Source organism: Agromyces sp. P1_H4, from assembly GCF_056405255.1.
On sequence record NZ_JBFUCL010000274.1, the window covers coordinates 1 to 5,153 of the forward strand.

The following is a 5,153-nucleotide window of genomic DNA, read 5'->3' on the forward strand; positions in this document are numbered from 1 at the left end:
GGAGGCGCTCGACCTGCAGCGTGAGCTCGCCAGGGCACGCCCCGACGACCCGTACGTGCAGGCCGAGCTCGCCGAGCTGGCGGGCGCCGAGTCGGCAGGGGAGCCTACGATCGAGGCATGACGGCCGAAGGAGCGGATGCCGCTGGCGCCGGCCGGTTCACCCTCGACACCCGGCTCACGGGCGCGCTCGGCGGGCGCACGGCGCAGGCGGTGGAGCGCGCGTTCGGCTACCGCACGGTCGGCGAGATGCTGGGCCACTACCCGCGGCGGTACGCGCTCCGGGGTGAGCTCACGGCGCTCGCCAGCCTCCCGCTCGACGAGAACGTCACGATCGTCGCCGAGGTGCTCGAGGTGCGCGTGCGCGAGATGCGCCAGCGGCGCGGCTCGATCCTCGAGGCGAAGATCTCCGACGGCACCGGCATCCTGACGCTCACGTTCTTCAACCAGAAGTGGCGCGAGAACGACCTGCGTCCCGGGCGCCGCGGCATCTTCGCGGGCAAGGTCGGCGACTACCGGGGCAACCGGCAGCTCGCCCACCCCGACTACGAGCTGTTCGACGACGAGACGCCCATCACGGCGGATGCCGCGGCGGCCAAGCGATGGGCCGAGGCGCCGATCCCCATCTACCCGGCGACGAGCACGCTGGCGAGCTGGCAGCTCGCGAAGTCGATCGACCTGCTGCTCGACGGCCTGGGCGAGGTCGACGATCCGGTCCCCGCCGCCGTCCGCGCGGCGCGGTCGCTCCTCGACCAGCGGCGCGCGTTCGAGGCCATCCACCGCCCCGAGGTCGAGGCCGACTGGAAGGCCGCGCGTCGCACGCTCCGCTTCACCGAGGCGTTCGTGCTCCAGACCGCACTGCTCCTGCGCCGAGCCGAGCTTCGTGCGCACTCGACGACCGCGCGGCATCCGTCGCCCGGCGGCCTGCTCGAGCGGTTCGACGCGTCCCTGCCGTTCACGCTCACGGGCGACCAGCAGTCCGTGGGGGCGGAGATCGCCGACGACCTCGAGCAGCCGGTGCCGATGAACCGGCTCGTGCAGGGCGAGGTGGGCTCGGGCAAGACGGTGGTCGCCCTGCGCGCCATGCTCGCCGTGGCCGACACCGGCGGGCAGTCGGCGCTGCTGGCGCCCACCGAGGTGCTCGCGGCCCAGCACCTGCGCTCCATGGTGCGCATGCTCGGCCCCGAGCTGTCTGCCGCGCTGGTGCCGACCCTGCTGACCGGGCAGCTGGCGACCGCCGAGCGGCGCAAGGCGCTGCTGCGCGCCGCAGCCGGGCAGTCGCGCATCGTCGTGGGCACGCACGCGCTCATCGGCGACAACGTCTCGTTCGCCGACCTCGGCCTCGTGGTCGTCGACGAGCAGCACCGGTTCGGCGTCGAGCAGCGCGAGGCGCTGCGGCTCAAGGGGCAGCACCCGCCGCACGTGCTGGTGCTCACCGCCACGCCCATCCCGCGCACGGTGGCGATGACGGTGTTCGGCGACCTCGACGTGTCGACGATCCGCGAACTGCCCGCCGGGCGCGCCGGCATCGAGTCGCACGTGGTCCCGCTCGCCGACCGGCCGGGCTGGCGCGCGCGGGTCTGGGAGCGCCTGGCCGAGGAGGTGGAGCTCGGCCGTCAGGGATTCGTCGTGTGCCCCGCGATCGAGGCCAAGGTCGCCGAAGACGACGGCGAGTCGGCCGAGGGAGGCGACGCGTCCGAGAGCGCCAGCCCCGCGGCATCCGTCGCGTCGGTGCTGGCCGAGCTCACCGCGCACCCACGGTTCGCCCACATCCGGGTCGCGCCGCTGCACGGGCGCATGAGCGCCGAGGAGAAGGATGCCACGATGCGCGCGTTCGCAGCGGGCGACCTCGACGTGCTCGTCGCCACCACCGTCATCGAGGTGGGGGTCGACGTGCCCAACGCGAGCGCCATGGTCGTCGTCGACGCCGACCGCTTCGGGGTGTCGCAGCTGCACCAGCTCCGGGGCCGCGTGGGACGGGGGAGCGTGCCCGGGCTGTGCCTGCTCGTCACCGCGGCCGAGCAGGGCTCGCTCGCACGGCAGCGGGTCGAGGCCGTGGCGGCGACGCTCGACGGGTTCGAGCTCGCCCGCGTCGACCTCGAGCTCAGGCAGGAGGGCGACGTGCTCGGGGCCGTCCAGTCGGGCGGCAGGTCGTCGCTGAAGCTGCTCCGCGTCGCGCGCGACGGCGACGTCATCGCCGATGCACGCGAGCTCGCGGCCGAGGTGCTCGACGGCGATCCGGGCCTCGACGGGCATGCGGCGCTCGCCGCTGAGGTGCGGCGCCGGGTCGACGCCGAGGCCAGCGGATTCCTGAGCAAGGGCTGAGACTCTGGATCGGCCCTTTCGCGCCGAGTTCCGCGCACTACGCTGGTGCGTATGCAGCGGATCGCCGTCGTCCCAGGATCATTCGACCCCGTCACGCTCGGCCACCTCGACGTCATCGGGCGGGCCGCGGGGCTCTACGACGAGCTGCATGTCGTCGTGGTGCACAACCCCGACAAGTCGGCCCTCCTGCCGATCGCGCAGCGGGTCGCGCTCATCGAGCGCTCGATCGCCGACGCCGGCATCCAGGGCCGCATCGTCGTCGCGTCCTGGAGCATGGGGCTCCTGGTCGACTACTGCACGGACGTCGGCGCGACGGTGCTCGTCAAGGGCATCCGCTCGCAGATCGACGTGGCATACGAGACGCCGATGGCGATCGTGAACCGCCACCTGGCCGGCGTCGAGACCGTCTTCCTCCTCCCCGACCCGGCGAACGCCCACGTGTCGAGCTCGCTCGTGCGACAGGTGTCCGCCCTCGGCGGCGACGTCGCGCCCTACGTGCCCGTCGCCGTCTCCGACTACCTCCAGGCGGCGATGACGACATGACCGAAGCGGCAGTGACCCTCAGCGGCGCCGGCGACGCGGCCGACGTGCCCGAGCTCGTGATGGGCATCGACGAGGTGGGGTCGCGCGCCGCCGCCATCGTGCAGAACGTCGAGGCCGTCATCGCCGGCAAGCGCGACGCCATCACCGCGGCGCTCACCGTGCTGCTGGCCGAGGGGCACCTGCTCATCGAGGACGTGCCCGGGGTCGGCAAGACGATGCTCGCCAAGGCGCTCGCCCGCTCGGTCGACAGCACCGTGAGCCGCATCCAGTTCACGCCCGACCTGCTGCCGAGCGACGTGACGGGCGTGTCCGTGTTCGACCAGGCGAGCCGCCGCTTCGAGTTCAAGCGCGGGCCGGTGTTCGCCAACATCATCATCGGCGACGAGATCAACCGCGCGAGCCCCAAGACGCAGTCCGCCCTCCTCGAGTGCATGGAGGAGCGGCAGGTCACGGCCGACGGCACGACCTACGTGCTCGAGCCGCCGTTCACCGTCGTCGCCACCCAGAACCCGGTCGAGATGGAGGGCACCTACCCGCTGCCCGAGGCGCAGCGTGACCGCTTCATGGCGCGCGTCTCGATGGGCTACCCGTCGCCGGCCGACGAGATCGCCATGCTCTCCCAGCGCGAGACGTCGAGCCCCCTCGACCGGCTCGGGCCGGTCGTCACGCTCGCCGAGCTGCGCGACATGATCGCGGCGGTGCAGCACGTCTTCACGTCCCAGCCCGTCAAGGAGTACGCGGTGCAGCTCGCCCGCGCCACTCGCGAGGATCGACAGCTGCGGMTCGGCGCAAGCCCCCGCGCCACCCTGCAGCTGATCCGCGCGGCGAAGGCCCACGCCGCCATGCACGGACGAGACTTCGTGCTGCCCGACGACGTGGACGCGCTCGCCGTGCCCGTGCTCGCACACCGGCTCGTGCCCACGAGCCGGGCCGTGGGCTCGCACGACCGCGACARCGGGCCGCTCATCGACGCCATCGTGCGCCGCATCGTGGGGGAGACGCCGGTTCCGGTCGGCAGCGCACGAAGGAACTGACATGTCCCGCCCGCGTCCCCTTCGCGTCTCGGCCTGGCCGCGGCTCACGCGTCGCGGGGGCACGCTGGTCGTCGTGGGCGTGGCGCTGCTCGCAGTGTCGCTGTGGTTCGACCTGCGCGACATCCTGCTGCTCGCCTTCGTGGGCATCGCGATGCCCGCCGCCGCCGCCGTGTTCGTGGTCGTGCGCACGCCGCGGCTCGCGGTCACCCGGGCGTTCGCGCCACCGGTGGTGGCGGCCGGGGGCTCGACGCGGGTGTCGCTCGTGGTCAAGAACCGCGGACGGCGCACGTTCGACGGCGCGCACTGGCGGGACACGGCGCCCGAGGGCGTGACCGCGCCGCCTGAGGCCATCCTTCCGGCGATCGGCCCGTACGAGGGGGTGCTCCCGTCGGGCGACGACACGGTTCGCCTCGAATACCGGCTCCGGATGCCGCGGCGCGGCGTCGTGTCAGTCGGACCGCTCCGCGTCGGCATCACCGACCCGTTCGGACTCGCTCGCATCGACCGCGAGATCGGCACGGGACACGAACTGGTGGTGACGCCGAGGGTCACGCCCCTCGAGGCCGCGCTGGGCAGCGCCGCGTCCATCGACGGCGTCGTGCACGGCCTGCAGCGGCGGTCGCATCCGAACTCCGACGAGCTGATCGCTCGCGAGTACCGCTACGGCGACCCGCTGCGCCGCGTGAACTGGGCGGCCACGGCCCGGCGCGGCGAGCTCATGGTGCGCGAGGAGGAGCAGCGCGGCGATCCCGAGGCGCGCATCCTGCTCGACACGACGATGTCCGGGCGCCCGCACGTGTCGTCGCTGCGACGCGAGCACGACGATCGTCCGCATCACGCCTTCGAGCTCGGCATCGAGGTGGCCGCCTCGATCGGCGTGCACCTGCTCGAGCGCGGGTTCCAGGTCCGATGCACGCAGATCGCCGACCCCGAGCGCGGCGTCGTGCCTGGCAGCGCCCTTGACGGCGGCTACCGGATGCCGGGCGGCGACCGGGTGCTGCTCGAGGACCTCGCGCGGATCGATGAGCCCGGGCGTGCCGCCCCGCACGCGGATGCCGCGACGGCGGGTCGGGAGTCGCACCCCCGTGCGCGGGAGGCGCGMGCCCCGGGTTTCGCCGTGCTGGTGGACCCCGACGATCAGGACGCCGCCAACCTGGTGGCGCTGCGGCCCGCGTTCGAGCCCGCGGTCGCCTTCGCCGCCGAGACCACGTCGAGGCGGGTGCTCGACGTGCTCGAGGAGGCCGACTGGCGCAT

At 73.4% G+C, this 5,153-nt stretch carries 4 protein-coding genes; all 4 read left to right on the forward strand.

Features of this window, described 5'->3' with window-relative positions; all coding sequences use genetic code 11:
- The first annotated feature begins 117 nt into the window (after positions 1-117).
- Positions 118-2,322 carry an ATP-dependent DNA helicase RecG gene (locus tag AC1DY2_RS14980; protein WP_476763151.1) on the forward strand — a complete coding sequence of 735 codons (2,205 nt, stop codon included), beginning with the start codon at positions 118-120 and terminating at the stop codon, positions 2,320-2,322.
- Between the two features lie 51 nt (positions 2,323-2,373).
- Positions 2,374-2,865: a pantetheine-phosphate adenylyltransferase gene (gene coaD / locus AC1DY2_RS14985; protein WP_159606486.1), complete on the forward strand. Its 492-nt coding sequence runs from the start codon at positions 2,374-2,376 to the stop codon at positions 2,863-2,865.
- Entirely contained in the window at positions 2,862-3,899 is a 1,038-nt protein-coding gene (locus AC1DY2_RS14990; protein WP_476763152.1) for an AAA family ATPase, read from the forward strand. The genes coaD and AC1DY2_RS14990 overlap by 4 nt, the downstream gene beginning before the upstream one ends.
- A gap of 1 nt (position 3,900) precedes the next feature.
- On the forward strand, positions 3,901-5,153 hold a 1,253-nt coding region (locus tag AC1DY2_RS14995; RefSeq protein ID WP_476763153.1), incomplete at its 3' end, for a DUF58 domain-containing protein.